Raw genomic sequence first — 25,013 nt, forward strand, 5'->3', positions numbered from 1 at the left:
AAGGGGCAGTTGTATCAGCGCGCTTTTCAAATGCGCATCATTGAACGCGGGTGACTGGTGGCAAAGCGCGTGCTCGTTGTCGAGGACAACGAACTCAATCTCAAACTTTTTTGCGATCTGCTGCGCGCGCACGGCCATGATGTGTTGCCGCTGCGCGATGGCCGCGACGTCGTGGCACAAGCGCTGGATTTTCGCCCCGACCTGGTGATCACCGACATTCATCTTCCCCACGTCAGCGGCCTTGACCTCATCATCTCGCTGAAGCGAGACCCCCGGCTGGCGCCTGTGCCGATCATGGCTGTCACCGCCTATGCCGGGAAGGGAGACGAAGACCGGATACGCGGCGCTGGGGCGCAGGCCTATGTATCGAAGCCTATTTCCGTGCTTCGCTTCATCGAGCAGGTGAACGCCCTGCTGTAGGGCAGGCTATGATGGCTGTCACAGGATCGTCATCGGCATTTCACGGCTATGTCCCTCAAATGAAGCCGTGATTTCACGCACTCCTGCCAAGCCCGGTGGCAAGGACGCGGCATCTCGTCGATAGTCCGATCCGCAAAAGGGTATATCCATGTCTCACCTCACCGACGAGGCGCGCGCGCAATTTCGCGCTGCCGAACCCACGATCGACGCTGGCGACAATTGCCTGGAGGCCATCGTTGCCGCCAATCCCGGTCGCCGCTCCGTTCTGAAGAACGGCATTTTTGGCCTTTCCATGCTGCCGATGCTCGGTGCGTTGGCCGCCTGTGACGATGACGACGAATCCGCGTCGCCGACACCCTCGCCCAGCCCCACGCCGACTCCTACGCCCGCGCCCAGCTATGCCATCGCCTTTGCCCCGGTCGCCGCGAACCAGAACGATACGGTCACCGTGCCCACCGGCTACACCGTCGATGTGCTGCTGAAGGCTGGTGATTCGGTTGAGGCAGGCACTGCCTATTCGGGCAGCTTCCCGACGCCCGCAGACGCCGAAAAATGGGCCGGCGGCAATCATGACGGCATGGAATATTTTGAACTGTCGGGAACAGACGCCAATGTCGGCGGCCTGTTGGCCATCAACCATGAGTTCCCGGACGTCAACATCCTCTTTTCGGGCAGCTACGATGCCGCGACCGCCACGGCGGATCAGAAGGCGCTGGCGCTTTCGGCGGTCGGTATTTCGGTCGTCGAAGTGGCCAAGGGTGCTGACGGGAAATGGGCGGTCAAGGCCGGATCGACCTTCAACAAGCGCTACACCGGCAACAGCAGCTATCGGGCGGGCGGTCCCGCCGCTGGCCAGTTGTCCGGCACCATCAAGGGCATGCTGAACAACTGCGCCTCGGGCCGTACGCCCTGGGGCACCTACCTGACCTGTGAGGAAACGACCGACAATTACCTCGATCCCACTCAGCCTGAGCAAAATTACGGCTGGGTTGTCGAGATCGATCCCTATCAGGAGCTGGCCGCCCCGACCAAGCGCACCGCCATGGGCCGATTCGACCATGAAAATGTTGCCTACATGGCCGACAGCGACCGTCGTACGGCCTTTTACATGGGCGATGATGCTACGCCGGGCTGCATTTACAAATTCGTGCCCGATCGCGCCTACAGCGCATCCAACCGGGCGGCCAATGCCGAGCTGCTCGACTATGGCACGCTCTACGTCGCGCGTTTCAACGCCGACGGCACGGGCGAATGGCGTGCGCTGGAACAGGGGCAGAATGGCCTGCTTCCCGGCGCGTCCGACCCCGGCAATATCAGCCAGAGCACTACGCCTCCCACGCCAGTCACCATCGATTTCAACAGCCGGGCCGATGTGTTCATCAATACGAAGGCAGCGGCGCGCGTGGCAGGCGGCACCGTGATGGACCGTCCCGAATGGCTGACCGTCGCGCCGGATAACAGCGCGATCTACTGCACGCTCACCAACAATAGCGGCCGTCAGGTCACGGACGCGGCCAACCCCCGCACCCGCAACCTCCATGGCCACATCATCAAGTTCAAGGAACAGAATGATTCGCCCCTGGCGACGAGCTTTACCTGGGAAATTTTCCTGCTGGCGGGCGATCCCAGCCTCGCTTCGGGCGGCGCCAACTTGGTGGGCAACATCAATGGCGATACCTTCTCCAGCCCCGACGGCATCCGCATCGACCCCCAGGGTCGCCTGTGGGTCCAGACCGACCACAGCGTGCCCGGCAATTCGGGCGTGACCGGGACGACCATCGACCAGGCCTTCGGCCATAATGCGATGTTCTATGTCGATCAGACCAGCAAGGAGTCCAAGCGCTTCCTGGTGGGGCCGCTGGGCTGCGAGATCACCGGCCTTGCCTATACGCCCGACCTTAAGACCTTCTTCGTCAACATCCAGCATCCCACGGGCGACTGGCCGGTCGCTGGGGAAGTGGCGCGTTCATCGACCGTGGTGATCACGCGGACCGACGGCCAGCCAGTCGGTAACTGATCGTCGTCCCGCCTGCCGTTCGGACGGATCCGGGAAGCCTGCATATCAGGCTTCCCGGCAATTCCGATCCGCAAGGGCGCAGACGTGGCACGGCAACAAGGAAAGGCCCGCTCCCTCATGGGGACGGGCCTCTTCTTTCAGCTGATCAAATGGATTGAGGCGGGCGGACCCGCCATCAAATCACTTGATCTTGGCTTCCTTGAACTCGACATGCTTGCGCACGACCGGGTCATATTTGCGGAAGCTCAGCTTCTCGGTCTTCGTGCGCGGATTCTTCTTGGTAACATAGAAGAATCCGGTGTCAGCCGAGCTGACGAGGCGAATCTTGACGGTTGCTGGCTTGGCCATGGCCCTGGTTCCTGGTCGTAAATATCGTGAAAAAGAAAAGCGGCCCCCCAATTCTTTCGAAAAAGGGCCGCCCCGTTTCAGCAGCCGCCCATGAGGGAGATTCGGGATAATGTCAAGGCGCGCGTGGCGAGAGTCGAGCCGCCATGCTAGACTTTACGCGGCCTTAACCCGTTCCGTTGCATGATGCCATCGGAGCGACAGGATAGGGGGAGACTTCCCATGCGACATGATCCGATGCTGGCCATTCTTGCAGACTTGCTGCGCCGTGTAGACGGCCTCGCTAGCGAGCGGGGGCATGTCAGTCTTGTACGGCTGCGAGATGAGGTGGACCAGATTCGTCATATTGCCCGCGCCTATCAGATCGACGGTGTGGAAGGTCTTGCCGACACGCTTCAGTCCGCCTTGTCCCTTCAGGGAACCGGGCCGGTCATCCTGTCCTATCTCGACCTGATGCGCGACGCCATCGCCGCAGAGATGCCCGATGCGCAGGTCATTCCCATGACTATCGCGGTCAAGCCGGCCGCCGTGGCCGGATCTTCGCTTTCTCTCTGACGCGCACAACCGGCGCTTATGGATGCATTGCTGACCACGTTGCTCGGATGCTTCCTGGCGGAAATAGGTGACAGGAACCAGCTGCTGGTCATGGCGCTTGCCGCCCGTTTCGGAAGGGACGGCGCGATTATCGCGGGGGTGCTGGTGGCCGTCGTCGCGAATGCCGCCATTGCCGCAGCCGCTGGCGCCTTCGTTGCGCCGATGCTTGGCGCGGATGCCCGGCTGCTGTTCCTCGCCCTCGCCCTGCTGTTCCTTGGCCTTGGTCTGCTCTGGCGAGTGAAGGAGCCCGATCCGTTGGACCAGTGGCCGACCGGCCCGTTTTTGACGAATGCGCTGGGGCTCTTCATCCTCGGGTTCGGTGACGGATCGCAATTCCTGATCCTGGGCGTCGCCACGCGCACCGCTGATCCTGTCCTTGCCGCCACTGGAGGTGCGATAGGTGTGATGGCTGCGCTGGTTCCGGCCGTGCTGCTGCGGGATCGCTTGCTGCATGTCCTGCCTGTTCGCGCCATTCGTTATGGCGGCGGTGCGCTGACCCTGATTCTGGCGGTTATGCTTGCCGTCACCGCGCTGCGGCTGGTCTGATCGAGCGGCTGCATCAGACTGAACGAGGATTTCAGCAGGAAATTCGCAGCTGGCCATGGCACCATATCGGCATCAGATCATTATACTGCCGAAACCAATTTGACGAGCCAGGAGCACAGCATGACAGCCCCCGACCTCAAGACCCCCACGGACCTGCGCAGCAACGCCACCAAGTCAGTGGCCCAGGCGCTTAACGGCGTGCTGGCGGACAGCTATGCGCTGTATTTCAAGACCAAGAATTTCCACTGGCATGTGTCCGGCCCGCATTTCCGGGACTATCATCTGATGTTCGACGAGCAGGCGACTCAGATTCTGGCCACGACCGACGCGATTGCCGAGCGCGTGCGCAAGACCGGGAATACCACGTTGCGTTCCGTGGGTGACATTGGCCGCCACCAGTCGATCACGGATAATGACGCGGAGTATGTCAGCCCCGGCGACATGCTGAACGAACTGCGCGAGGATAATCTGCGGCTCGTGGAATCGCTGCGCGCCGCCAAGAGCGCGGCCACCGAAGCGGGCGATAATGCGACCGAAGGCATTATCGACGACTGGACCGACCAGGCCGAAGAGCGCGCCTGGTTCCTGTTCGAAGCAGGTCGGAACGCCTGATCAGCCGTTCGACGCGGAGGGGCCGGGACATAGCCGGCTCCCTCCGCGCGCATGAAAGGGATCAGGCCTCCTCGACAGGGCTGATCGAAAGTATCTCTACAGAGTTTGCTTTCCCGCCAAAATCCACCTGCTCCCCAGCTTCGGCATCCATCATTGCGCGGGCAAGGGGCGAAGAGAAGCTGATGCGCCCATCATTGGGATCCGCTTCATCATCGCCGACAATATAGATGGTCTTCGTCTGGCCGTTGAGGCGGTAGGCCACGCGCGTCCCAAATGCCACTGCTCCTCCATCCGGCACTGGCCGCAGTTCCGCCGTCGCCAGCCGGGTGCGCCAGTAACGCAACTCGCGCTTCAGCTTCTTTGCCTCATCCTCCGTCATGTCCGCGGTCTCGGCGGCTTCCAGCGCCTCGACTTTTTCGCGCGTCAGCCGAAGCCCGCGCTGCGTCACCCAATTGGGACCGGGCGGTAGTGGGATTTCGAAGGTGGGCTCCAGATGCTCCTCATCGCTTTCGCGGCGAAAGGCGACGCTCATAAAAATCTCCTGAGAATATCCGTTCGAGATTGGGTGCCCCAGGCGGGCTTTCAATCCTCGTCGAACAGCCCGGCGAGCTGCTCGACCATCGTGCCGCCCAGCTGCTCGGCGTCCATGATCGTCACCGCGCGCCTGTAATAGCGGGTGACGTCATGACCGATACCGATCGCCACGAGTTGAACGGGCGACCGATTTTCGATCCACTCGATCACCTGCCGCAGGTGACGCTCCAGATAGGTGCCGCTGTTGACCGACAGTGTTGAGTCATCGACCGGCGCACCATCGGAAATCACCATCAGGATACGGCGTTCTTCGTTACGCGCAATCAATCGGCTGTGCGCCCAAAGCAGCGCCTCGCCGTCGATATTTTCCTTCAGCAGCCCCTCGCGCATCATCAGGCCCAGATTCCTGCGCGCCCGGCGCCAGGGCTCATCGGCCTTTTTGTATATGATGTGCCGCAGGTCGTTCAGCCGTCCCGGCATCGGCGGCCGCCCGGCGGCCAACCAGTCCTCGCGGCTCTGGCCCCCTTTCCAGGCGCGGGTGGTAAAGCCCAATATCTCGGTCTTGACGCCGCAGCGTTCCAGTGTGCGCGCCATGATGTCGGCACTGATCGCGGCGATCGAAATCGGTCGCCCCCGCATCGATCCCGAATTATCGATCAGCAGCGTGACCACCGTATCGCGAAATTCCGTATCCCGCTCCACCTTGTAGGACAGCGAGCGCGTCGGATCGATCACGATCCGGGCCAGCCGCGCTGCGTCGAGCAGGCCTTCTTCCTGATCGAAATCCCAGGAGCGCGACTGCTGCGCCATCAGTCGCCGTTGCAGCCGGTTCGCCAGCTTGGTGACCGCGCCTTGCAGGCTGACAAGCTGTTGGTCGAGGAACCCGCGCAGCCGATTGAGCTCATCCTCATCACACAGGTCGTCAGCGGTCACCACCTCGTCATGCCTGGTCGTGTAGGGCTTGTAGTCGAAACCGGGCGGCAGGTCGGATAGCGGACGGTTCGGGCGGACCGGCATCATGCCCTCATCGCCCATATCGTCGGCGCCTTCCTCACTGTCGGCGTCGAAATCGTCGCTATATTCGGTTTCGCCGTCCTCGGTTTCGCCGCCCTGGTCTTCGGCGCGGGCCTCGGCGTTCATATCGCTGTCGCCGGCCTCCTCTTCGCCGGAGTCGCCTTCTTCCTGCTGCTCTTCCTGGTCTTCGCCTTCTTGCGGCTCTTCCTCATCGGTTTCGGGCGGCACATCGCTTTCGACCAGCTGCAAATGTTCCAGCATCGCCTGGGCAAGCTTCTGGAAGGCGCGCTGGTCGTCGATCGCCATGGTGAGCGCGTCGAGATCGGCACCTGCCTTTTCCTCGATCCACGCGTCCACCATCGCCATCCCACCGGCTGCGTCCTTGGGTATTTCCTGCCCCGTCAGCCGCTCGCGCACCTTCAGCGCCAGCGCGGTGGACAGTGGCACTTCGTCCGCTGAACGTGCCCGCCGCAGCGGGTCTGACCGCAGCCGCAGTTCCAGCGCGTGATTGAGGTTGGCGCGCACGCCCTCCATCGCCCGCGCGCCGATCGCCTCCACCCGCGCCTGCTCGACCGCGTCATAGACAGCGCGCGCGGTGGCGTCGGCGGGGGCTGCCGCATTATGCATGCGCAGATTATGGTGCCGCAGGCGCAACGCATTGGCGTCCGCAAATCCGCGGGCGAGTGCGACCTGATCGGCGGGCAGGTTGCGGCCCGGCGTTGGCACCTTGATCGCCTTGCCAGCCATATGCGGCGCGTCGGCTGTGAAGCCGACTTCCACTTCCGCGTCGCGCGCGATCGAGCGGGCCGCGCCGGACAGCACATCCTTGAACGCGTCGAGGGGCGACCGTTCAGCCATCGATGTTGGCGCTCGCGCTGCTCACGGTCGTTCGCCTTCGCCCACATATGGAACAGCGATGGTCTCGATCCGCGTCTCCACTTCACTCATCAGCTTATGGACCGGGCAGCGCGCCGCAACGCCGATCAGCGTGTCATGCTGCTCGTCGGTCAGGGGACCGCTCAGCGCAATGCGCGTGGTCAGCTTGTAGATGCCATCCCGTTCCTGACTTGCGTCGCGGGTCACGCCGACATGAATGCCTTCCACCGGGATGCTCTTGCGCTGCGCATACCACAGGATCGTCATCGCCTTGCACGCGCCGAGCGCCGAATCATAGAGATCGTGCGGATCGGGGCCTTCATCATGCCCGTCCGGCGCGGTCATGTCCGCGATCAGCTCATGCCCACGGATGCTGATCCGGTGTGCGCTGCCATCGGGCGCGATGCGTTCGACGACGATCATGGCCGTCACGCCGCCCGGTGAGCGACGCTCTCCGGCAGATCCTTGCCGAACACGCGCTGATAATATTCCGCCACCAGCGCCCGCTCCGCCTCGTCGCATTTGTTGAGGAAGGACAGGCGGAAGGCGAAGCCGACATTATTGAAGATAAGGGCGTTCTGCGCCCAGCTGATCACAGTGCGCGGGCTCATGACGGTGGATATGTCGCCGTTGATGAAGCCCTGGCGGGTCAATTCCGCCACCTTGATCATGTTTTCGACTTCCTTGCGGCCGCCTTCATGGTCATATTCGCCCGACTTGGCGAGGACGATCTGCGCCTCCGTCGCGGCGGGCAGGTAGTTCAGCGTCACGACCAGGTTCCAGCGGTCCATCTGGCCCTGGTTGATCTGTTGCGTGCCGTGATAAAGGCCGGTGGTGTCGCCGAGGCCAACCGTATTGGCGGTCGCGAACAGGCGGAACCAGGGGTTCGGACGGATCACCCGGTTCTGGTCGAGCAGCGTCATCTTGCCATCGGTTTCCAGCACGCGCTGGATGACGAACATCACGTCTGGACGTCCCGCATCATATTCGTCGAACACCAGCGCGACCGGCCGCTGCAATGCCCAGGGCAACAGCCCTTCGCGGAATTCCGTGACCTGCTGGCCGTCCTTCAGCACGATGGCATCACGGCCGACCAGGTCGATACGGCTGATATGCGCGTCCAGATTGATGCGGATGCAGGGCCAGCGCAGCCGCGCCGCGATCTGTTCGATATGGCTCGACTTGCCGGTGCCATGATAGCCCTGCACCATGACGCGCCGGTTGAAAGCAAAGCCCGCCAGAATCGCCAGCGTAGTGTCCGGGTCGAACACATAGGCGGGGTCGAGGTCTGGCACGCGCTCATCGGCTTCGGAAAAGGCCGGGATCTTGAGATCGACGTCCACGCCGAAAATTTCGCGCGCATCCACCTCGCGGTCGGGCGCCGCCAGCAGCGTTTCGGCGCGGGTATCGGGCTGGACGTTGGGAATGTCGGTCATTTCCTGATCTTTCTGGTCATGTCACTCCAGCCCCTAAACGATAGGGGAAGGGCATGTCGATAGAGTGGGGCCTCCTTCTCCGCCGATCAAGCGGCCCCTTTGCATGGATTGGCCTGTTCAGGCGAAGGCGGGCGCCTTGCGCAGAAGGCCATAGGCTTCGATGACACCCAGCAAGGCGCTTTCATGACTGCGATCGCCGCCATTATGATCGGGATGATAGCGGCGTAGCAGTTCGGTATAACGCTGGCGTAGCGCCTTGCGATCCGCGTCGATGCCAAGGCCCATGACGGACAACGCCTTGCGATCCTCGTTGGACAGGAACTTGCCATCCTGTCGCATCTGATTGTCGGCACGGGCTTTTGCCACCCGTTCCTTGAACTTCGCGCCGATCGCGTCGAGCGGATCCTGGAAATCGGACCAGCGCGGTGGCGGGCTGGCGCCGTTGGCGGCAAAGGCGCGAGTCTCGCGCTCCCATCCTGCATAGGGGCGCTGAGCGGCAGCGATCTCGTCCGGGCTCATGCCAGTGAAGAAATTATAACCTTGGTTGAACTGGCGGACATGCTCAAGGCACAGCCAGCGCCAGCGCGGTCCTTCAAGATTTGAACGCGATCCCTCCAGCGGCGGCGCGCGAAACTCGCCCGGCTCGATGCAGCCATCGACGGCGCAGGGGCGGTCGCTTTCCACGCGGCCATGGAAACGGTTGAAACGGCGGGTCGAGAAGGGGTCGGTAGACAAGATTGCCCTGATGCATGGTGAAAGAAAGGCCTTATATAGGGACGATGAGCACTCAACTGAAAGGCCCGGTGGCCACAGAGATCGAGGATCGGCTGCGCGCCGCCTTGTCGCCAGAGCATCTCGCCGTGATCGATGACAGCGAAAAGCATCGCGGTCATGCGGGACATGATGGATCGGGCGAAAGCCACTTTACGGTGGAGATCGTTTCGGCCGATTTCACGGGCAAGAACCGCGTCGCGCGCCAGCGCCTTGTGAACGCGGCGCTTGCTGACCTGCTGCGCGAAAAAGTGCATGCCCTGGCCATCAAGGTGCGTGCGCCCGGCGAATAGTGAAGGGAAGGCCCATGATCCTCGACGATCTCGTTATCCAGACCATTACGCCTACGACCCATGACCTGGGTGATTTTCGCGTCCATCGCTCGCTTCCTGCTCCCGGCCGGACGATGGTGGGACCGTTCATATTTTTCGATCAGGCCGGACCTGCAAAGATCGGCGCGGGGCAGGGCATTGACGTGCGCCCGCATCCACACATCAATCTCGCGACCGTCACCTATATGTTCGAGGGCGCCTTCCTGCACCGGGACTCGCTGGGGACGGAGCAACTGATCGAGCCGGGCGCGGTCAACCTGATGACGGCGGGCAGCGGCATTGTTCATTCCGAGCGTTCTCCCGACAGCGATCGGGCCAAAGAGTCCAAGCTTTCGGCGATCCAGACCTGGCTCGCGCTGCCGGAGGCGGTGGAGGAAATGGCCCCGGCCTTCGAACATGTCAGCGAAGGGGGATTGCCCGTCATCGACTGCGGCCGCGCCAGCGCCCGCGTCATCATGGGCAGTCTCTGGGGTGCAACCTCGCCGGTCACCACCTATGCCGACACCATCTATGCGGACATCCAGCTTTCACCCGGCGGTACTGTGCCGATCGATACGGATGCCGACGAGCGGGCCCTTTATGTGGCGGGCGGCGACGCGGCGCTCGATGGCGTCGCGCTGCTGCCGCAAACGCTCTACGTCCTGCGTCCCGGCACCCGCGCCACGTTGATGAGCGTCGACGGCGGCCGCGTAATGTATTGCGGCGGTGAAGCCTTCACCACGCCTCGTCATGTGTGGTGGAATTTCGTCTCTTCAAGCAAGGATCGCCTCTATCAGGCGCGCGAGGATTGGGAAGCGATGCGCTTTCCGCTGATCCCTGGCGATGATCAGGAATTCATCCCCATTCCTCAGGGCCGCCCCAAGACCGTCAGCTATCCGTAGGACCGATTACTGCGCGAAGGTCAGCGAAAGATTCTCGGCATTTTTCGGAATGTCGATCCGGCTTTCATTGATCGACGCTTCCTCGCCGGGCTTCAGGCTGGTGCGGTCCGCTTTCGTCGTCCAGCTGAACACCAGACGGTTTTGCTGGTCGCGCAGCTGGACCAGGACCGGGGGCACCGGCAACGTCTCCTTGCCGCTGTTCACGATCCGCGCGCCAAAGGCGAAATATTCTTCGCCCGTCGGCAGCTTGCGCCGTTCGGCGGGTTTTGACAGGTAGAAGAGCAGGTCCGGATCGGCTTCCTCTGCGACCAGACCCAGATTGATGGCCCAGCTGGGCGTGCCGAAATACCAGAGCGCGCCGCCCACGCCGCCGATCACCAGGCAGAAGAGGACAGCGGCATAGGTCCACAGCTTCAGGCGATTGCGCCTCGGCTTGACTGGGGCAGCGCTGCTTTCCTCGACATCGTCCCGCCCGCGCCCATAAACGTCATCATAACGATAGTCGCTTTGGGGTGCGGCTGCCGGCGCTGATTGAACAGGCGCGATCGGGGATGCCATGACGGGTTCGGCCACAGGCTCTGCTGCGACAGGATCGGCCATCACCGGCTCGGGCGCTGGCGGCGGAGCAACCTGCGGAGATGGAGCCACGACCGGGGCGGACGGCGCGGTTGGCGCCACCGTTTCGACTGGTGCCTCGGCAACAGCTGCGGCTTCTTCGCGAGGCGCAAGCACCGGTCCCTCCTGGAACCAGCTATGTTTACACGAGGCGCAGCGAACCTGGCGGCCATTGGGGCCGACGGCGCTGTCCGGCACAATATAGCGCGTGGCGCAATTGGGACACACCAGGATCATGACGCTTCATAGGCACGGCTTGGACTCGAGGGCAAGCGGCATTGAAGGGGCAGTGTTGAGATGCCGCGACTCGGCGGTTTCCGCCACTTGGGCTTTACGCCTGCCTGCCCGCTGTGCCATGGCTATCGCTACGGGGGCAAAAGGGGGCGCGCAGGCGCATTCATTGAGGCATGTCGGCGATCGTACAGTTCGAAAATGTCGGCCTGCGCTATGGTCTGGATAGCGAAACGCTGTCCGACGTCAGCTTCTCCCTGAATGGCGGCGGTTTCTATTTCCTGACCGGCGCGTCGGGCGCTGGCAAAACGTCGCTGCTCAAGCTCTTGTATCTTGCCCAGCGTCCCAGCCGTGGCGTCATCCGCCTGTTCGGCGAGGATGTGGTGACGCTTCCCCGCAAGCGCCTGCCGGGCTTCCGCCGCCGCATCGGCGTCGTGTTCCAGGATTTCCGGCTGGTCTCGCACCTGTCCGCCTATGACAATATCGCCCTGCCGCTGCGGGTCGCGGGCATGGCGGAAAGCGAGATCGACGCATCGGTTTCGGAAATGCTGAACTGGGTGGGCCTGGGCGACCGGGGGCAGGCACGCCCGGCAACGCTGTCGGGCGGGGAGCAGCAGCGCGTCGCCATCGCCCGCGCCGTCATCGCCCGGCCCGAAATCCTTGTCGCCGACGAGCCCACGGGCAACGTCGATGCGGACATGGCCCGCCGTCTGCTGACCCTGTTCGAGGCGCTTAACCGGCTGGGCACGACCATCGTCGTTGCCACGCACGATTTGCCGCTGATCGGTCAGGTGGACGGCGCGCAGATGATGCGGCTGGACAAGGGACGGCTATCCGATCCGACCGGATCGTTGCGCTATCCGCCCCGGCCACAGGGCGTGGCGGCGTCATGACCGGTGCAGACCGCCGCGCCGCCGCCGCTGCGCGAAACCGTCTTCTGCCCGAAGGCCGCGTTGCCGGACCCATGCCCTGGGTCATTGCGATCATGATGTTCCTGACGGTTCTCGCCGCTGCCGCGGGGCTTGGCCTTGCCGCCGCCGTGCAGTCGGTCGGCGCCGACCTTGCCGGGCGCGCAACCGTGCAGATTGTCGAGGCGAACGCCGACCGGCGCGAGACGCTGAGCGGAGAGGCGGCGCGATTGCTGCGCAAGTCGCCCGATGTGCAGAGCGTCCATCCCGTCGATCCGACCGCGCTGGCGGAGCAGATTCGTCCCTGGCTGGGTCAGGACGCCGCCAGTGGCGATTTGCCGATCCCCGCGTTGATCGACGTCGAATTGAAGCCAGGCCCGACCGACGTTCAGGTTCAGCGGATTGGCCGGGCACTTGCCGCTCTTTCGCCCCAGATCCGTGTGGAGCCGCACGCATCCTTTCTTCGGCCGCTTGCCCGCCTGCTCGCGGCGCTCGGCGGGCTCGCAGCGGGCATAGTGTTGCTGATGGCGCTCGCGACCGCCGCGATCGTCGTGCTGGCGGCGCGCGCCGCGCATGACAGCCATCGCGGGACGATCGATGTGCTGCACCTTATGGGAGCGACCGACGTGCAGATTGCCCGCCTGTTCCAGCGCCGCATCGGCCTTGATGCGCTGTTCGGCGGGCTGCTGGGGTTCGTCACGGCCCTGCTCGTCATCATCCTGCTCGGCACGCGCCTCGCCGCCACTGGATCAGACCTGCTGGCGGCGATTAGCCTGCCGTGGAGCAGTTGGCTGATCCTTGCCGCCCTGCCTGTCGGGGGCGTCCTGCTCTCGACGCTTGCCGCGCGCTGGACCGTACTGCGGTCGTTGGGGCGACTGCTGTGATTGTACGCCTCTTCGCCGTGACGATGCTTGCCTGGATGCTGGGCTTCGCCTGGTTTGCCATCTTCCTGCCCCAGCCGCTCGATGGCCGCCCTACGGACGCCATCGTCGTGCTGACCGGCGGTGCAGGCCGCATCGATCGGGGGCTTGCGCTGCTTCAGGAAGGCGCGGCCAAGCGGATGCTGATTTCCGGCGTGGATCGTTCTGTCCGTCCGTCCGAACTCGCCGCCCAATATGACGCGCCGGAGCGGCTTTTCTCCTGTTGCATCACCCTTGGCCGCGAAGCGATCGACACGCGGTCCAACGCCATCGAAACATCCCGCTGGCTGGAGCGCCGGCATTTCAAGACCGTCCGCCTGATCACAACGGACTGGCACATGCGCCGCGCGGCGCTGGAACTGCGCCAGGCGCTGCCCGGCAGCCTGACGATCATCTATGACGCCGTACCCAGCCGCCCCAGCCTCACCATGTTGATGCGCGAATATAATAAATATCTGCTCCGCCGGGCAGCGGCGCTGGTCGGGATCTGATGAACAACATGATTACCGCCATGCGTTCGCTCGCCTTCATGCTGGCTTTCTACAGCGGATCGGCCCTGCTGGTGTTCAGCGCGCTCCTTGCCGCTTGGCCCTGGCCTTCCGCTGTTCCCGCCATCGCGACCGTATGGAGCCGTTTTCACCGACTCTGCGCGCGCTGGCTGCTGGGGCAGAAGGTGCGGATCGAGGGTGAACTGCCCCATGGGCGCTATCTCTATATCGTCAAGCATGAATCGATGTTCGAGACGATCGATCTGCTTTGCCTGTTCGATCGTCCGGTCATAGCTGCCAAGCGCGAATTGCTCGACATGCCAGCCTGGGGGCGGATCGCGCGCCTCTACGGATTGATCCCGATCGAGCGCAGCGCCGGGGCGAGCGCCATGCGTACGCTACGCGCCGCCGCGCGGGCGGCTACCGATCAGGGGCGGGCTGTCTGCCTCTTCCCTGAAGGCACGCGCGTCCCGCACGGTGAAGCGCCGCCGCTACGCGCGGGCTTTGCAGGTCTTTATTCGCTGCTCGGCATGCCTGTGGTGCCGATCGCGATCGACAGCGGCCGCCTGTCGCCGCGCGGCAAGTTCATGAAGCGGCCGGGCACCATCACCTACAAGGTCGGCGAAATCGTCCCTACCGGCCTTGACCGCCGGGAGGCCGAAGCGCGCGTTCATGCGGCGATCAACGCGCTCAACCCGACGGTTCCTTCGGAGGCCACGCAGAGACGCGAAGACGCAGATATGTAAGTTCGCAGGCGCAGGCCCCAGATCCGCTGGACATTGCCCCTCGCGTCACCGCGCGAAAAATCAGTGGCTCCGCCCGAAGTCCGGCTTGGGATCATCCTGCCCCTGTTCGATGATCGACCGGCGAATAGCACGGGTGCGGGTGAACAGGTTGAACAGCGTGTCGCCATCATTCCAGCGGATCGCCCGTTGCAGCGCGGACAAATCCTCCGAAAAGCGTTGCAGCATCTCCAGCACCGCTTCCTTGTTCGCCAGGAAAACGTCGCGCCACATGGTCGGATCGGACGCGGCGATGCGGGTGAAGTCGCGGAAGCCGCCTGCGGAATATTTGATGACCTCCGACTGGGTCACATCCTCCAGATCGCTCGCCGTGCCGACGATGGTGTAGGCGATCAGGTGGGGCAGGTGGCTGGTCACCGCGAGTACCAGATCGTGATGCTGCGGGTCCATGGTCTCCACGTCCGCGCCCACCCGGTGCCACAGTTCCGAAACCCGCGCGACCGCTGCCGGATCGGCATCGGCGGGCGGCGTGACGATGCACCAGCGCCCCTGGAACAGGCTGGCAAAGCCCGCCTCCGGCCCGCTATTTTCTGTCCCGGCGACCGGATGTGCGGGGATGATCGTCCGGCCCGGCAGTGCCGCCGTCAACTGCGCGAGCACATCGGCCTTGCACGATCCGACGTCGCTGACGATCGCCTCGACTGGCAGGTCGTCGGCGATCTCCGCCGCTGCCACGCCCATCGCCCGCACGGGCACGCAAAGCACCACCAGATCGGCGTCGGTTACGCTGGCCCCGGCTGTGTCGGTCACATCGTCGCACAGGTCGATCGCGCGTGCGATTTCCCGTACGCGTGGATCGGCGTCATGCCCCGTGACCTGCACGGTCGGCATATATTCGCGGATCGCCCTCGCCAGCGAGGATCCGATCAGGCCGAGGCCGATGATGGTGACGCGGGAAAAGGGCAGCATGATTCAGGCAGCCTCCGCCATCGCGCGCAGCTTCGCCGCAACCGCGCGCACCTGTTCCTCGGTGCCGATGGTGATGCGCAGACCGTTGGGCAAGCCTTGCCCCGGCAGCCAGCGCGTTGCGAAGCCTTCGTCCCACAATCCCTTCATCGCCGTTTCGGCCGACAGCTTTCCATCGAACAGAATGAGAATGAAGTTCGCCTTGCTCGGCACTGCGCGCAGCCCGTGGTTGGACAGCGAAGCCACCTCATCGGCCAGCCATTGCCGCCACTGGCGGTTATGGGTCCGGCTGGCCTCCACCCATGCCTGGTCCTTCACCGCCGCGATGGCCGCCGCCTGGCCCGCCGTGGTGACGTTGAATGGCGCGCGGATGCGGTGCAGCGCGTCGATGATCTCCGCACTGGCATAGCCCCAGCCGATCCGTTCCGCCGCAAGTCCATATATTTTTGAAAAAGTCCGGGTGACCAGGACATTGGCGGCGGTCTTCGCCAGTTCCAGTCCGCCATCATCCTCGTCCGCGTCCAGATATTCGGCGTAGGCCTGATCCAGTACGAACAGGATATCGGGTCGCAGCGCCGCGTGCAGCCGCGCAATCTCCGCGCGCAGCGTCATCGTGCCGGTGGGATTGTTGGGATTAGCGAGGAAGACGACCTTCGTCCTGTCTGTCACGCAGGCGAGCAGGGCGTCCACATCGGTCGCATAATCCTTGTCCGGCGCGATCACCGGCGTTGCGCCCACGCGCCGCGCCGCGATGTCATAGACCGAAAAGCCGTAATGGACGTAAAGGATTTCGTCCCCCGGCCCGGCATAGGCGCTCGCGGCGATGTGAAGCAACTCATCCGACCCGGTGCCGTAGATTACCCGCGCCGGGTCCAGCCCATGGACCGCTGCAATCGCCTCGCGCATTTTCGCCGCGCCCGGATCGGGATAGGTGGCAAGGTCCGCGGTAGCCGCGACCAGCGCCGCGCGCGCCGCTTCGCCTGTGCCAAGGGGGTTTTCATTGGCGCTGAGCTTGATCAGCGGGCGACCGTCATCGGCTGCCGCCTTGCCCGGCACATAGGGCGAAATGCCGAGGATCCATTCCTTGGGAGCAGGTTTCGTCATGGGCCGGGCTTTAGCGCCATCCGCGCCAAAGGCAAAGCGCCGCTACACGAGGGGTGTCACCAGCGGCTCGCGTGCGGACTGGATGTCCGGGAATAGCGGCCCATAGCGCCGGAATGGTCCGGGTCAGGGTCATTGCCCCGTTCCAGCCGACTTTCCACCGATTGACAGCCTTCGTCCACGGTCCTAGCCCCCATCCACCATGGCCAGCGCCCCACTATCCGATGACAGCCGTTTCGGCCTCCGCCGTCAGGTCCGCCTGACCGGCCCCCTGCGGCTGGACAGCGGCGCGGCACTTGCGCCGGTGGATATCGCCTACGAAACCTATGGCCGGATGAATGAGGACAAGTCCAACGTCATCCTCATCTGCCACGCGCTGACCGGCGACCAATATGTGGCGTCCGATCATCCCGTAACCGGCAAGCCCGGCTGGTGGTGGCGCATGGTGGGGGATGGCAAGCCCGTCGATCCCGCGCGGCACTTCATCATCTGCGCCAACGTCATCGGCAGCTGCATGGGGTCCAGCGGACCCGCCAGCCCGGATCCCGCAACCGGCGAGCCCTATGCGATGCGTTTCCCGGTGCTGACCATCGCGGATATGGTGCGGGCGCAGGCGCTGCTGCTCGATCATCTGGGCGTCGATCGTCTGACGGCCGTCATTGGCGGCTCCATGGGTGGCATGCAGGCTTTGAGCTGGCCGACCATCTTTCCCGATCGCGTCGAAAGCTGCATCGTGATCGCATCGACGGCCCGCCACAGCGCGCAGAACATCGCCTTTCACGAAGTCGGGCGGCAGGCGATCATGGCCGATCCCAACTGGCGCGGCGGCGACTATTATGCCGACGCGCAGGTACCGAGCGCAGGCCTGGCCGTCGCGCGCATGGCCGCGCACATCACCTATCTGTCCGAAGCCGGTCTCACCGAAAAATTCGGCCGCCGCCTTCAGGGGCGGGACGCAAAGACCTTCGGCTTCGACGCCGATTTTCAGGTCGAAAGCTATCTGCGTCATCAGGGTTTGAGTTTTGTCGAGCGGTTCGACGCCAACTCCTATCTCTATATCACCCGCGCCATGGATTATTATGACATTGCGGAGGATCATGGTGGCAGCCTCGCCACTGCGTTCGCACCGTCCAGGGCACGCTTCTGCCTGGTCAGCTTCGACACCGACTGGCTCTATCCCACGGCGGAATCGCGGATCATCGTCCATGCGCTCAACGCCAGCGGGGCGCAGGCGAGCTTTGTCGAGCTGTCCAGCCCCTTCGGCCATGACGCCTTCCTGCTGGAATGCCCGGAACTGAACCGCGTTGTGGACGGCTTCCTGAAAGGCGGTCGCGCATGAGTGAGGCGCTGCGCCCCGACCTCGCGCTCATCGCCCGCACCGTCACGCCCGGCGCGCGCGTGCTGGACGTAGGCTGTGGCGACGGCGCGCTGATGGCTGCACTGCGTGATGCCAAGCAGGTTGATGCGCGCGGGTTGGAGATCGACGGCGATAATGTCGCCGCCGCCGTTGGCCGCGGCCTGTCAGTGGTGCAGGGCGACGCCGACACCGACCTTGCCTATTATCCCGACGCCAGCTTCGACTATGCAATCCTCAGCCAGACGCTCCAGACTACCCGCCGACCCGATCTGGTGGTTGAGGAACTGCTGCGGATCGGCCGTCAGGCATTCGTATCCTTCCCCAATTTCGCCCATTGGCGCGGTCGGCTGTCGCTGCTGTGGGGCGGTCGCATGCCGGTGACACGGTTGCTCCCCGACACATGGTACGACACGCTCAACATCCACCATGTGACCGTCGATGATTTCCGCGCTCTGGTGAAAGAGCGCGGCTGGACGATCGATGGCCAATGGTTTTTGAAGGGTGATAAGGAAACCACCCACGCGAACGCGAACCTGTTCGCCGAACACGCTGTGTTCCTCCTGCGCCGTTAGGCGAGAGGCCCTTACAAAAAGACCGCCGCATCGCCGGATCGCCATGCAGCCCTGCGCGTCATGGCCCGGTCAAACAGCGCCGATCCGATCAGTCCCCGCAGCCAGGCCTGCACCCGTGGCACGGGTTGCGCGTCAAACCACGCCTGGTCAGCGGCCGCAAACTGCCGGACAAAGGGGAAGATCGCCATGTCCGCCAAAGTTCTTCCTATGCCACACAGAAACGCACGGCTCTCCAGCTGCACTTCCAGTTCGCCTAGCCACGCCATCCCGGCCGCGCGATGTTCCAGCGGGTCGGACCCATAGCGCGCCGCATATTTGTAACGGTCGAGATGCTGCTTGAACGATCCATCATTGGCCGCGATCAGCGCGGCATCATCCCCCTCTAGCCAGCCCTCGGGATCATGCAGGCGAAGCGCCCAGCGCATGATGTCCAGGCTCTCGTCGATCACTTCTCCGCCGGACAGCGCCAGCACCGGCACAGTGCCTTTGGGCGACATGGCGAGCATCGAATCAGGCTTGTCGCGCAACAGGATTTCGCGCAACTCCACCTGCTGCCCGCTGACGATCAGCGCCATTCGCGCCCGCATGGCATAGGGGCAGCGGCGAAAGCTGTAGAGGATGGCGGTCATCTTAACGCCGCCAATGACTCAACGTTCTCTGGTGGCGCTGAACTTGACCTTTGGATGCCGTTCCTGCTGATAGGTCACGTCCCAAGCGCTCTTGGCCATGAAGACAAGGTTGCCGTCGCGGTCCCTGGCCATATTGGCGCCGTTGAACGACACCAGCTCCTTGACCGCCGCCTCATCCCCCGAAATCCAGCGCGCGGTATCGAAGGGTGAAGCCTCAAGCCCCGCCGCAACCTTATACTCGGCCTCCAGCCGCGAAATAAGAACGTCCAGCTGCAACTGGCCGACGACGCCGACCACCCAGCTGCTGCCAATCTCGGGATAGAAGACCTGGATCACGCCTTCTTCCGACAGGTCGTCCAGCGCCTTGCGCAACTGCTTGGTCTTGGTCGGGTCTTTCAACGCCACGCGCCGCAATATTTCCGGCGCGAAGTTCGGCAGGCCGGTAAAGCGCACGCCGGCCTTTTCGGACAGCGTATCGCCTACGCGCAGCGTTCCGTGATTGGGAATGCCAATGATGTCGCCCGGAAACGCCTCATCAGCAATTTCGCGATCCTGCGCAAAGAACAGGATCGGCGAATGCACGGCGATCGGCTTGCCGCTGCCCGACGGCGTCAGCTTCATGCCGCGCCGGAACTTGCCGGAACAAAGGCGCATGAAGGCGATACGGTCGCGATGCTGCGGGTCCATGTTCGCCTGCACCTTGAAGATGAAGCCGGTGACTTCGCTATTCTCAGGTTCGATCGGCGCAGGCTCGGCTGGCTGCGCGCGAGGCGGCGGCGCATGGGCGGCGAGCGCGTCGATCAACTCGGTCACGCCAAACAGCTTGAGCGCCGATCCGAAGTAGACCGGGGTCAGGTCACCGTGCCGATAGGCGGCAAGGTCGAAATCGGCATAGCCGCCAACGGCAAGCTCCGCCTCTTCCCGCAGCTTCTCCAGACCCTGCGGCGATACATGCTCGGCCAGCGCATCGTCATGGATGCCTTCGACTACGACTTCCTTGCCCTCAAACTCCTTGCTCGCACCGGAAGGTTGGCGCAGCCGGTTCCTGGCAAAGTCGTAAATACCCTCGAACGTGCCGCCCATGCCCACCGGCCAGCTCATCGGGCATACATCGAGCGCCAGCGCGTCGGCGACTTCGTCCAGCAGCGCGAACGTGTCGCGCCCTTCCCGGTCGACCTTGTTGATGAAGGTGATGATCGGCACGTTGCGCAGGCGGCAGACTTCGAACAGCTTGCGGGTCTGCGGTTCGATGCCCTTGGCGGCATCGATCACCATGACCGCCGAATCGACCGCCGTCAGCGTGCGATAGGTGTCTTCCGAAAAATCCTCGTGCCCCGGCGTATCCAGCAGGTTGAAGGTAATTCCGTCGCGCTCGAAGGTCATGACCGAGCTGGTCACGGAAATGCCGCGCTGCTGCTCGATCTTCATCCAGTCCGACCGCGCGCGCCGGTTCGCTCCACGCGCCTTTACCTCGCCCGCGAGGTGGATCGCACCGCCTTCCAGCAGCAGCTTTTCGGTCAGCGTCGTCTTGCCGGCGTCAGGATGGGAGATGATCGCGAAGGTACGGCGGGATGGGATGGTCATGGCCGGCCCCTATAGCGATTTTCAAAGGATTCGCCAGCCGCGCCGGTTCAGGCGCGTTCAGTCCACCAGCGTCACGTCCATGCGGAACCGCCGTTCATCCCCCGGCAGCAATCGCATGATGCCCTGCTTGGCCCAAACGTCGCCTTCGAAGCCCACAAGGTCCGCCATGCCCGCCCAAGGCTCAACGCAAAGGTAGCGCGCGCCCGGCTTTTGCCACAGGCCCAGCCAGGGCGTGTCGGGAAAGTCGATCTTCAACCGCGTTCGCCCCGGCACCCCCCACAGCAGGCTGTGACTTTCCAGCCTGTCCCAGATCAGCGCGTCCCCTTCGAACATTGCGTGGGTCGGCACGAGGATGTTGCCATCAACCGGTGACGCTCCGCTCTCCCGCGCGATCAGCCCCGGCTCGTCACCCACCTTGCGGATCGGCGCGGGTTCCGCCTTATCGAACTCGACCCGATGCGCCTCCGCTTCCCCGCCATAGGGGAGCGGCCAGGCAAAGGCGGGATGGTAGCCGAAGGAAAAGGGCAGGTCCGCCTCGCCCCGATTCATGACCGTCGCCGTCATCATCAATGTGCTACCGGCGGCCGCGAACTGCATGTCCAGCCGAAAGTCGAAAGGATAGACAGCGCGCGTTGCCGCATCGGCTTCGAGCCGGAAGATGACCGATCCAGGGAGATGCTCGATCTGCGCAAAGGCCATGCGGCGCGCAAAGCCGTGCTGCGGCATCGGATACTCATGACCGTCGAGCCGGTAAACGTCCCCGCGCGACCGCCCGACAAAGGGGAAGAGCAGGGGCGCATGCCCGGTCCACCAGCGAGGATCGGCGTCGGTCATGAGCTGGTGGCCCTGCGCGTCCTTGAGCGACCACAATTCCGCGCCCAGCGGATTGATGCTGGCGGTCAGCCCGTCCGAAGCGATGGTTACAAACTCGTCCACTCGGGCTTCCCCCTGTATCGCTGCAAGGATTTACGCCCGCAGCGTTCCGCCCAGCTTTTCGGCCGCCTTCACGATGTTCGCGCTGATCGCGTCCAGCTCTTCCTGGCTGAAGCTCTTCTCGCCCGGCTGCAAACTAACCTCGACAGCCAGGCTCTTCCTGCCTTCGTCCACGCCGGGTCCAGCGAAAACGTCGAACAGTCGTGCATCGACGATCGCCTTCTTGTCCGCGTTCCTGACCGCGCGCACCAGCGCATCCGCCTCTACTGCGTCATCCACTACAAAGGCGAAATCGCGCTTTACGGCCTGCAACGCGGGCGGTGAATAGGGCGCGCGCATGAACCCGCTGGCCCGCTTGGCCGGGATCGCGTCGAGGAAGATCTCTCCGGCAACCACTGCGCCGGTCAGTCCGAATTGCTTAGCAAGCGAAGGATGCAGCACGCCGAACTCGGCAAGCACTGTCTTGGGGCCCAACCGCAAAGTGCCCGACTGCCCCGGATGATAGGCAGCGGAAGCCTCGCCAAAGCTTTGCAGGTTTGCCACGGGTGCGCCCGCCGCCGCCAGCAGGGCAATCACTTCGGCCTTGGCGTCATAGGCGGAGAAGGGCTGGGCCTTGCCTGTCTGCCAGCCCCGCGCCACCTTTTCGCCCGCCAGCACGAAGCTCGCGGTCGCCCGCTCCTTGCTGGTGAAGTAGCGCCGTCCCAGCTCGAACAGTCTTACCGAAGCCGCTCCCCGGTCCATGTTCCGCCGCGCTGCCGACAACAAGCCGGGCAGCAGCGATGGCCGCATGACCTTCAGGTCCTCGGAAATCGGATTGGCCAGCGTCCAGTCGCCACCGCCGACCGCAGCGGCTTCCTTTTCGGAAATGAACGACCAGTTGATCGCTTCGGCCAGACCCCGCGCTGCCGCCGTTCGCCGTACCCGGCGCTCGACCAGCTGTTCGCTCGTGGCGGTCGCCTTCGCGACGCCGGGTGCGCGAGGCAGGGGGGTGGAAGGCACCTGGTCCAGCCCGACGATGCGAACCACTTCTTCGACCAGGTCGGGCCAGCCATCGACATCGCGACGCCAGCTTGGCACTTTCACCGTCCAGTTCGCGGGTGTCGTCACCGGCATGCCATCTTCATAGCTGAAGGTCGCGTCATTGCCTTCGACGCCGAAGCCCAGGCTTTCCAGAATCTGGCGCTGCTCGTCTTCCGCGACATCGACGCCCGCCAGCGCGAAGCATTGGCTCGGTTCATAGATCACGATCTTGTCGGCGACGGGCGGGCTTCCTGCCCGCGTAGCCTCGCTCGGCGCGCCGCCGCACAGTTCCGTCACCAGGTAGGTGGCGATAGACAGGCCATCATCCAGGAAAGCCGGATCGACCCCCCGCTCGAACCGGCCGCGCGCATCGCTGGTCAGCGCCAGCTTCTGCCCCGTGACCGCGATCCGCTCCGGCGTGAAATAGGCGCATTCGATCAGCACATCGGTGGTGCCTTCCGTGGCGCCCGAATGTTCGCCGCCCATGATGCCGCCAATGTCGTGCACCGCCTCGTCATCGGCGATGACGGTCATCGTCTCGTCAACGGTGTAGGTCTTGCCATTAAGCGCCAGCACCTCTTCGCCCGGCTTTCCCCGGCGTGCGGTCAGGGGGCCTTTCAGCGTGGCCAGATCATAGACATGCAGCGGGCGTCCAAGGTCGATCATGATATAGTTGGTGATATCGACCAGCGTGCTGATCGGCTTCTGCCCAATTGCCGTCAGTCGCTTCGCCATCCATTCCGGCGATGCGCCGTTCCTCACGCCCTTGACGGTCCGGGCAAAGAAAGCCGGGCAGCCGTCTGCGTCCTCGATCCGCACATCAGGCCCGGCGCCCGTACCCTCGATAGCAGGCACGATGATAGGATTGAGAGTCCCCAACCCAGCCGCTGCCAGATCCCGCGCGATCCCGCGCACGCCCATGCAATCCTGCCTGTTCGGCGTGATCGACACGTCAATGACCGGGTCGTCCAGCCCGGCCCAGACTGCATAGACCTGTCCCACAGGTGCGTCGGGAGCCAGTTCGATGATCCCGTCATGATCCTCGCCCAGTTCCAGCTCGCGGAACGAACACATCATGCCGTTGGATTCGACGCCCCTGATGGCCGTCTTCTTGAGGACCATGCCGTTGACCGGCACCACCGCGCCTTCAGTTCCGAATACGCCCACCAGTCCCGCGCGGGCGTTGGGCGCGCCGCACACGACCTGAAGCGCGCCGTCGCCGGCATCCACGGTCAACACCTGCAACTTGTCCGCTTGCGGGTGCGGATCGGCCGTCAACACCTTGGCGATGCGGAAGGGGGCGAGCTTTTCCGCGGGATTTTCCACGCCCTCGACTTCCAGGCCGATGTTGGTCAGGCCCTTCAGGATCGTAGGCAGGTCGGCATCTGTGGTCAGATGCGTCTTGAGCCAGCTTAGCGTGAATTTCATGCGCCCACTCCTCCGCTCAGCGTGGGTACGTCGAGCGCGGAGAAGCCATAATGTTTCAGCCAGCGCAGGTCGCCGTCAAAGAAAGCGCGCAAGTCGTTCATTCCATATTTCAGCATGGCGAGCCGATCGACGCCGGTGCCGAAGGCAAAGCCCTGCCACTCGTCCGGGTCCAGCCCGCACGCCTCGATCACGCGGCGATTGACCATGCCGCTGCCGAGCACCTCCAGCCAGCCGCCGCCCGGCGCATCGCCGTCGCCGCCAATCACGCGCTGGCCGCTCACCAGCGTATAGCCGACATCGACTTCGACCGAGGGTTCGGTGAAGGGGAAATAGCTGGGCCGCAGGCGCAGCTCGATATCGTCGCGCTCGAAGAAGGCCTTGAGGAAGGTTTCCAGCGTCCATTTGAGGTGGCCCAGCGTGATGCCCTTGTCGATCACCAGCCCTTCGATCTGGTGGAACATGGGCGTGTGGGTCGCGTCGGAATCCGACCGGTAAACCCGCCCCGGCGCAATGATGCGGATCGGCGGCTCACCGTTCATCATCGTGCGGATCTGTACTGGCGAGGTATGGGTGCGCAGCAGCATCCGTTTTCCGTCTTCGCCATCGGGGAAGTAGAAAGTGTCGTGCATCGCCCGCGCCGGATGCGTTTCGGGAATGTTGAGCGCCGTAAAATTGTGCCAGTCGTCCTCGATCTCCGGCCCTGTCGCTACGGAGAAACCGAGATCCGCGAAAATCTCCGCCAATTCGTCCATGACCTGCGACACGGGATGCACCGATCCTTGCGGACCGATCTCAGCGGGCAGTGTCATGTCGATCTTCTCTGCCGCAAGCCTGGCGTCGAGCGCCGCCTGCTCCAGCGCAGCCTTCTTCTCCGCCAGCGCCGCCGTTACGCTTTCACGCAGATCCTGGATCGGCGGGCCTTTTTCCAACCGCTCATCCGGGCTCATGGGGCCAAGGGTTTTTAACAGGCCGGTCACGACCCCGTTCTTCCCCAGTGCGCCGACGCGCAGAGCCTCCACCGCCTCGAGCGTGTGGGCGGCAGCGATGTCAGCGATCAGGCCGGCTTTCAGATTGGCGATTTCATTCATGATTCTTCGTCATTCCCGCGAAGGCGCAATATGTGCGCGCCTTAGCCGGGTG

The 25,013-nt window shown here is 63.7% G+C and carries 27 protein-coding genes; 13 read left to right on the top strand and 14 right to left on the bottom strand.

The genetic code is table 11. The features are described from left to right. The first annotated feature begins 57 nt into the window (after positions 1–57). On the top strand, positions 58–420 hold the full coding sequence (locus tag K663_RS00425; protein ID WP_201026657.1) for a response regulator: 363 nt from the start codon (positions 58–60) through the stop codon (positions 418–420). Positions 421–568: 148 nt separating this feature from the next. Next, positions 569–2,437: a PhoX family protein gene (locus K663_RS00430; RefSeq protein ID WP_062112718.1), complete on the top strand. Its 1,869-nt coding sequence runs from the start codon at positions 569–571 to the stop codon at positions 2,435–2,437. Between the two features lie 180 nt (positions 2,438–2,617). Here the strand turns inward: K663_RS00430 and rpmG are convergent, their stop codons facing one another. Beyond that, positions 2,618–2,785: a 50S ribosomal protein L33 gene (gene rpmG, locus K663_RS00435; RefSeq protein WP_007687342.1), complete on the bottom strand. Its 168-nt coding sequence runs from the start codon at positions 2,783–2,785 to the stop codon at positions 2,618–2,620. A gap of 219 nt (positions 2,786–3,004) precedes the next feature. On the opposite strand from rpmG, the gene K663_RS00440 reads away from it, so the two are divergent. The 3 genes from K663_RS00440 (at position 3,005) to K663_RS00450 (ending at position 4,534) form a co-directional block, all read left to right on the top strand. Then, complete coding sequence (locus K663_RS00440; protein ID WP_062112721.1) at positions 3,005–3,337, top strand: hypothetical protein; 333 nt, start codon at positions 3,005–3,007, stop codon at positions 3,335–3,337. An 18-nt stretch (positions 3,338–3,355) separates the two neighbouring features. Continuing rightward, positions 3,356–3,922 carry a TMEM165/GDT1 family protein gene (locus K663_RS00445; protein ID WP_062112724.1) on the top strand — a complete coding sequence of 189 codons (567 nt, stop codon included), beginning with the start codon at positions 3,356–3,358 and terminating at the stop codon, positions 3,920–3,922. 120 nt (positions 3,923–4,042) lie between these two features. Then, on the top strand, positions 4,043–4,534 hold the full coding sequence (locus K663_RS00450; protein WP_062112727.1) for a Dps family protein: 492 nt from the start codon (positions 4,043–4,045) through the stop codon (positions 4,532–4,534). 61 nt (positions 4,535–4,595) lie between these two features. On the opposite strand, the gene K663_RS00455 is transcribed toward K663_RS00450, so the two are convergent. The 5 genes from K663_RS00455 to K663_RS00475 all read right to left on the bottom strand — a co-directional run bounded on the left by K663_RS00455 (position 4,596) and on the right by K663_RS00475 (position 9,129). Continuing rightward, positions 4,596–5,066 (bottom strand): GreA/GreB family elongation factor, encoded by a 471-nt coding sequence (locus K663_RS00455; protein ID WP_062112731.1) that lies wholly within the window; start codon positions 5,064–5,066, stop codon positions 4,596–4,598. Between the two features lie 50 nt (positions 5,067–5,116). Continuing rightward, a complete protein-coding gene (gene cobT / locus K663_RS00460; RefSeq protein ID WP_062112734.1) occupies positions 5,117–6,940 on the bottom strand; it encodes a cobaltochelatase subunit CobT in 1,824 nt (607 codons plus the stop codon). Positions 6,941–6,961: 21 nt separating this feature from the next. Then, complete coding sequence (locus K663_RS00465; RefSeq protein WP_062120063.1) at positions 6,962–7,381, bottom strand: OsmC family protein; 420 nt, start codon at positions 7,379–7,381, stop codon at positions 6,962–6,964. 5 nt (positions 7,382–7,386) lie between these two features. Further along, on the bottom strand, positions 7,387–8,394 hold the full coding sequence (gene cobS, locus K663_RS00470; RefSeq protein ID WP_062112737.1) for a cobaltochelatase subunit CobS: 1,008 nt from the start codon (positions 8,392–8,394) through the stop codon (positions 7,387–7,389). Between the two features lie 117 nt (positions 8,395–8,511). Further along, entirely contained in the window at positions 8,512–9,129 is a 618-nt protein-coding gene (locus K663_RS00475; RefSeq protein ID WP_062112740.1) for a DnaJ domain-containing protein, read from the bottom strand. 44 nt (positions 9,130–9,173) lie between these two features. Here K663_RS00475 and K663_RS00480 point away from each other — a divergent pair, with 44 nt between their 5' ends. Both K663_RS00480 and K663_RS00485 read left to right on the top strand, forming a co-directional pair. Then, complete coding sequence (locus K663_RS00480; RefSeq protein WP_062112743.1) at positions 9,174–9,458, top strand: BolA family protein; 285 nt, start codon at positions 9,174–9,176, stop codon at positions 9,456–9,458. Positions 9,459–9,472: 14 nt separating this feature from the next. Beyond that, positions 9,473–10,378 (top strand): pirin family protein, encoded by a 906-nt coding sequence (locus tag K663_RS00485; protein ID WP_062120066.1) that lies wholly within the window; start codon positions 9,473–9,475, stop codon positions 10,376–10,378. 6 nt (positions 10,379–10,384) lie between these two features. Here K663_RS00485 and K663_RS00490 read toward each other — a convergent pair whose 3' ends face one another. Beyond that, entirely contained in the window at positions 10,385–11,230 is an 846-nt protein-coding gene (locus K663_RS00490; RefSeq protein ID WP_062112745.1) for an MJ0042-type zinc finger domain-containing protein, read from the bottom strand. 170 nt (positions 11,231–11,400) lie between these two features. On the opposite strand from K663_RS00490, the gene ftsE reads away from it, so the two are divergent. Genes ftsE through K663_RS00510 form a run of 4 tightly spaced genes read left to right on the top strand, consistent with a single transcriptional unit; the run spans position 11,401 to position 14,286 of the window. After that, positions 11,401–12,117, top strand: coding sequence for a cell division ATP-binding protein FtsE (gene ftsE / locus K663_RS00495; protein WP_062112748.1), 717 nt, complete (start codon positions 11,401–11,403; stop codon positions 12,115–12,117). Then, positions 12,114–13,016 carry a cell division protein FtsX gene (locus tag K663_RS00500; protein ID WP_062112751.1) on the top strand — a complete coding sequence of 301 codons (903 nt, stop codon included), beginning with the start codon at positions 12,114–12,116 and terminating at the stop codon, positions 13,014–13,016. Before ftsE ends, K663_RS00500 begins: the two co-directional genes overlap by 4 nt. Then, positions 13,013–13,543: a YdcF family protein gene (locus K663_RS00505; RefSeq protein WP_062112755.1), complete on the top strand. Its 531-nt coding sequence runs from the start codon at positions 13,013–13,015 to the stop codon at positions 13,541–13,543. Before K663_RS00500 ends, K663_RS00505 begins: the two co-directional genes overlap by 4 nt. 8 nt (positions 13,544–13,551) lie before the next feature. Further along, complete coding sequence (locus tag K663_RS00510; protein ID WP_062120079.1) at positions 13,552–14,286, top strand: lysophospholipid acyltransferase family protein; 735 nt, start codon at positions 13,552–13,554, stop codon at positions 14,284–14,286. Positions 14,287–14,346: 60 nt separating this feature from the next. On the opposite strand, the gene K663_RS00515 is transcribed toward K663_RS00510, so the two are convergent. Then, positions 14,347–15,252 (bottom strand): prephenate/arogenate dehydrogenase family protein, encoded by a 906-nt coding sequence (locus tag K663_RS00515; protein WP_062112758.1) that lies wholly within the window; start codon positions 15,250–15,252, stop codon positions 14,347–14,349. A 3-nt stretch (positions 15,253–15,255) separates the two neighbouring features. After that, positions 15,256–16,353, bottom strand: a complete 1,098-nt coding sequence (gene hisC, locus K663_RS00520; protein ID WP_062112761.1) for a histidinol-phosphate transaminase — start codon at positions 16,351–16,353, stop codon at positions 15,256–15,258. A 199-nt stretch (positions 16,354–16,552) separates the two neighbouring features. Here hisC and metX point away from each other — a divergent pair, with 199 nt between their 5' ends. Both metX and metW read left to right on the top strand, forming a co-directional pair. Beyond that, positions 16,553–17,689, top strand: coding sequence for a homoserine O-acetyltransferase MetX (gene metX, locus K663_RS00525; RefSeq protein WP_062112764.1), 1,137 nt, complete (start codon positions 16,553–16,555; stop codon positions 17,687–17,689). Further along, a complete protein-coding gene (gene metW / locus K663_RS00530; protein WP_062112767.1) occupies positions 17,686–18,279 on the top strand; it encodes a methionine biosynthesis protein MetW in 594 nt (197 codons plus the stop codon). The genes metX and metW overlap by 4 nt, the downstream gene beginning before the upstream one ends. An 11-nt stretch (positions 18,280–18,290) precedes the next feature. Here metW and K663_RS00535 read toward each other — a convergent pair whose 3' ends face one another. The 5 genes from K663_RS00535 to pheS are packed head-to-tail and all read right to left on the bottom strand — an operon-like array spanning position 18,291 to position 24,961. Next, entirely contained in the window at positions 18,291–18,908 is a 618-nt protein-coding gene (locus tag K663_RS00535; protein ID WP_062112771.1) for a glutathione S-transferase, read from the bottom strand. An 18-nt stretch (positions 18,909–18,926) separates the two neighbouring features. Further along, positions 18,927–20,492, bottom strand: coding sequence for a peptide chain release factor 3 (locus K663_RS00540; RefSeq protein ID WP_062112774.1), 1,566 nt, complete (start codon positions 20,490–20,492; stop codon positions 18,927–18,929). 57 nt (positions 20,493–20,549) lie between these two features. Beyond that, positions 20,550–21,428, bottom strand: coding sequence for an aldose 1-epimerase family protein (locus K663_RS00545; protein ID WP_062112777.1), 879 nt, complete (start codon positions 21,426–21,428; stop codon positions 20,550–20,552). A gap of 30 nt (positions 21,429–21,458) precedes the next feature. Beyond that, the gene (gene pheT, locus K663_RS00550) at positions 21,459–23,873 is read right to left on the bottom strand and encodes a phenylalanine--tRNA ligase subunit beta (RefSeq protein ID WP_062112780.1); all 2,415 of its coding nucleotides are present in this window, start codon (positions 23,871–23,873) and stop codon (positions 21,459–21,461) included. After that, positions 23,870–24,961, bottom strand: a complete 1,092-nt coding sequence (gene pheS, locus K663_RS00555) for a phenylalanine--tRNA ligase subunit alpha (protein WP_062112783.1) — start codon at positions 24,959–24,961, stop codon at positions 23,870–23,872. Before pheS ends, pheT begins: the two co-directional genes overlap by 4 nt. Positions 24,962–25,013 lie beyond the last annotated feature (52 nt).

The sequence above is a fragment of the Sphingobium sp. MI1205 genome (genome assembly GCF_001563285.1).
GTDB lineage: Bacteria > Pseudomonadota > Alphaproteobacteria > Sphingomonadales > Sphingomonadaceae > Sphingobium.

What these genes read in the sequence shown, in the direction of transcription:
- K663_RS00430 (WP_062112718.1), top strand. Translation starts at nt 569, where the DNA reads ATGTCTCACCTCACCGACGAGGCGCGCGCGCAATTTCGCGCTGCCGAA.
- rpmG (WP_007687342.1), bottom strand. Translation starts at nt 2,785, where the DNA reads ATGGCCAAGCCAGCAACCGTCAAGATTCGCCTCGTCAGCTCGGCTGAC.
- K663_RS00440 (WP_062112721.1), top strand. Translation starts at nt 3,005, where the DNA reads ATGCGACATGATCCGATGCTGGCCATTCTTGCAGACTTGCTGCGCCGT.
- K663_RS00445 (WP_062112724.1), top strand. Translation starts at nt 3,356, where the DNA reads ATGGATGCATTGCTGACCACGTTGCTCGGATGCTTCCTGGCGGAAATA.
- K663_RS00450 (WP_062112727.1), top strand. Translation starts at nt 4,043, where the DNA reads ATGACAGCCCCCGACCTCAAGACCCCCACGGACCTGCGCAGCAACGCC.
- K663_RS00455 (WP_062112731.1), bottom strand. Translation starts at nt 5,066, where the DNA reads ATGAGCGTCGCCTTTCGCCGCGAAAGCGATGAGGAGCATCTGGAGCCC.
- cobT (WP_062112734.1), bottom strand. Translation starts at nt 6,940, where the DNA reads ATGGCTGAACGGTCGCCCCTCGACGCGTTCAAGGATGTGCTGTCCGGC.
- K663_RS00465 (WP_062120063.1), bottom strand. Translation starts at nt 7,381, where the DNA reads ATGATCGTCGTCGAACGCATCGCGCCCGATGGCAGCGCACACCGGATC.
- cobS (WP_062112737.1), bottom strand. Translation starts at nt 8,394, where the DNA reads ATGACCGACATTCCCAACGTCCAGCCCGATACCCGCGCCGAAACGCTG.
- K663_RS00480 (WP_062112743.1), top strand. Translation starts at nt 9,174, where the DNA reads ATGAGCACTCAACTGAAAGGCCCGGTGGCCACAGAGATCGAGGATCGG.
- K663_RS00485 (WP_062120066.1), top strand. Translation starts at nt 9,473, where the DNA reads ATGATCCTCGACGATCTCGTTATCCAGACCATTACGCCTACGACCCAT.
- K663_RS00490 (WP_062112745.1), bottom strand. Translation starts at nt 11,230, where the DNA reads ATGATCCTGGTGTGTCCCAATTGCGCCACGCGCTATATTGTGCCGGAC.
- ftsE (WP_062112748.1), top strand. Translation starts at nt 11,401, where the DNA reads ATGTCGGCGATCGTACAGTTCGAAAATGTCGGCCTGCGCTATGGTCTG.
- K663_RS00500 (WP_062112751.1), top strand. Translation starts at nt 12,114, where the DNA reads ATGACCGGTGCAGACCGCCGCGCCGCCGCCGCTGCGCGAAACCGTCTT.
- K663_RS00510 (WP_062120079.1), top strand. Translation starts at nt 13,552, where the DNA reads ATGATTACCGCCATGCGTTCGCTCGCCTTCATGCTGGCTTTCTACAGC.
- K663_RS00515 (WP_062112758.1), bottom strand. Translation starts at nt 15,252, where the DNA reads ATGCTGCCCTTTTCCCGCGTCACCATCATCGGCCTCGGCCTGATCGGA.
- hisC (WP_062112761.1), bottom strand. Translation starts at nt 16,353, where the DNA reads ATGACGAAACCTGCTCCCAAGGAATGGATCCTCGGCATTTCGCCCTAT.
- metX (WP_062112764.1), top strand. Translation starts at nt 16,553, where the DNA reads ATGGCCAGCGCCCCACTATCCGATGACAGCCGTTTCGGCCTCCGCCGT.
- metW (WP_062112767.1), top strand. Translation starts at nt 17,686, where the DNA reads ATGAGTGAGGCGCTGCGCCCCGACCTCGCGCTCATCGCCCGCACCGTC.
- K663_RS00535 (WP_062112771.1), bottom strand. Translation starts at nt 18,908, where the DNA reads ATGACCGCCATCCTCTACAGCTTTCGCCGCTGCCCCTATGCCATGCGG.
- K663_RS00540 (WP_062112774.1), bottom strand. Translation starts at nt 20,492, where the DNA reads ATGACCATCCCATCCCGCCGTACCTTCGCGATCATCTCCCATCCTGAC.
- pheT (WP_062112780.1), bottom strand. Translation starts at nt 23,873, where the DNA reads ATGAAATTCACGCTAAGCTGGCTCAAGACGCATCTGACCACAGATGCC.
- pheS (WP_062112783.1), bottom strand. Translation starts at nt 24,961, where the DNA reads ATGAATGAAATCGCCAATCTGAAAGCCGGCCTGATCGCTGACATCGCT.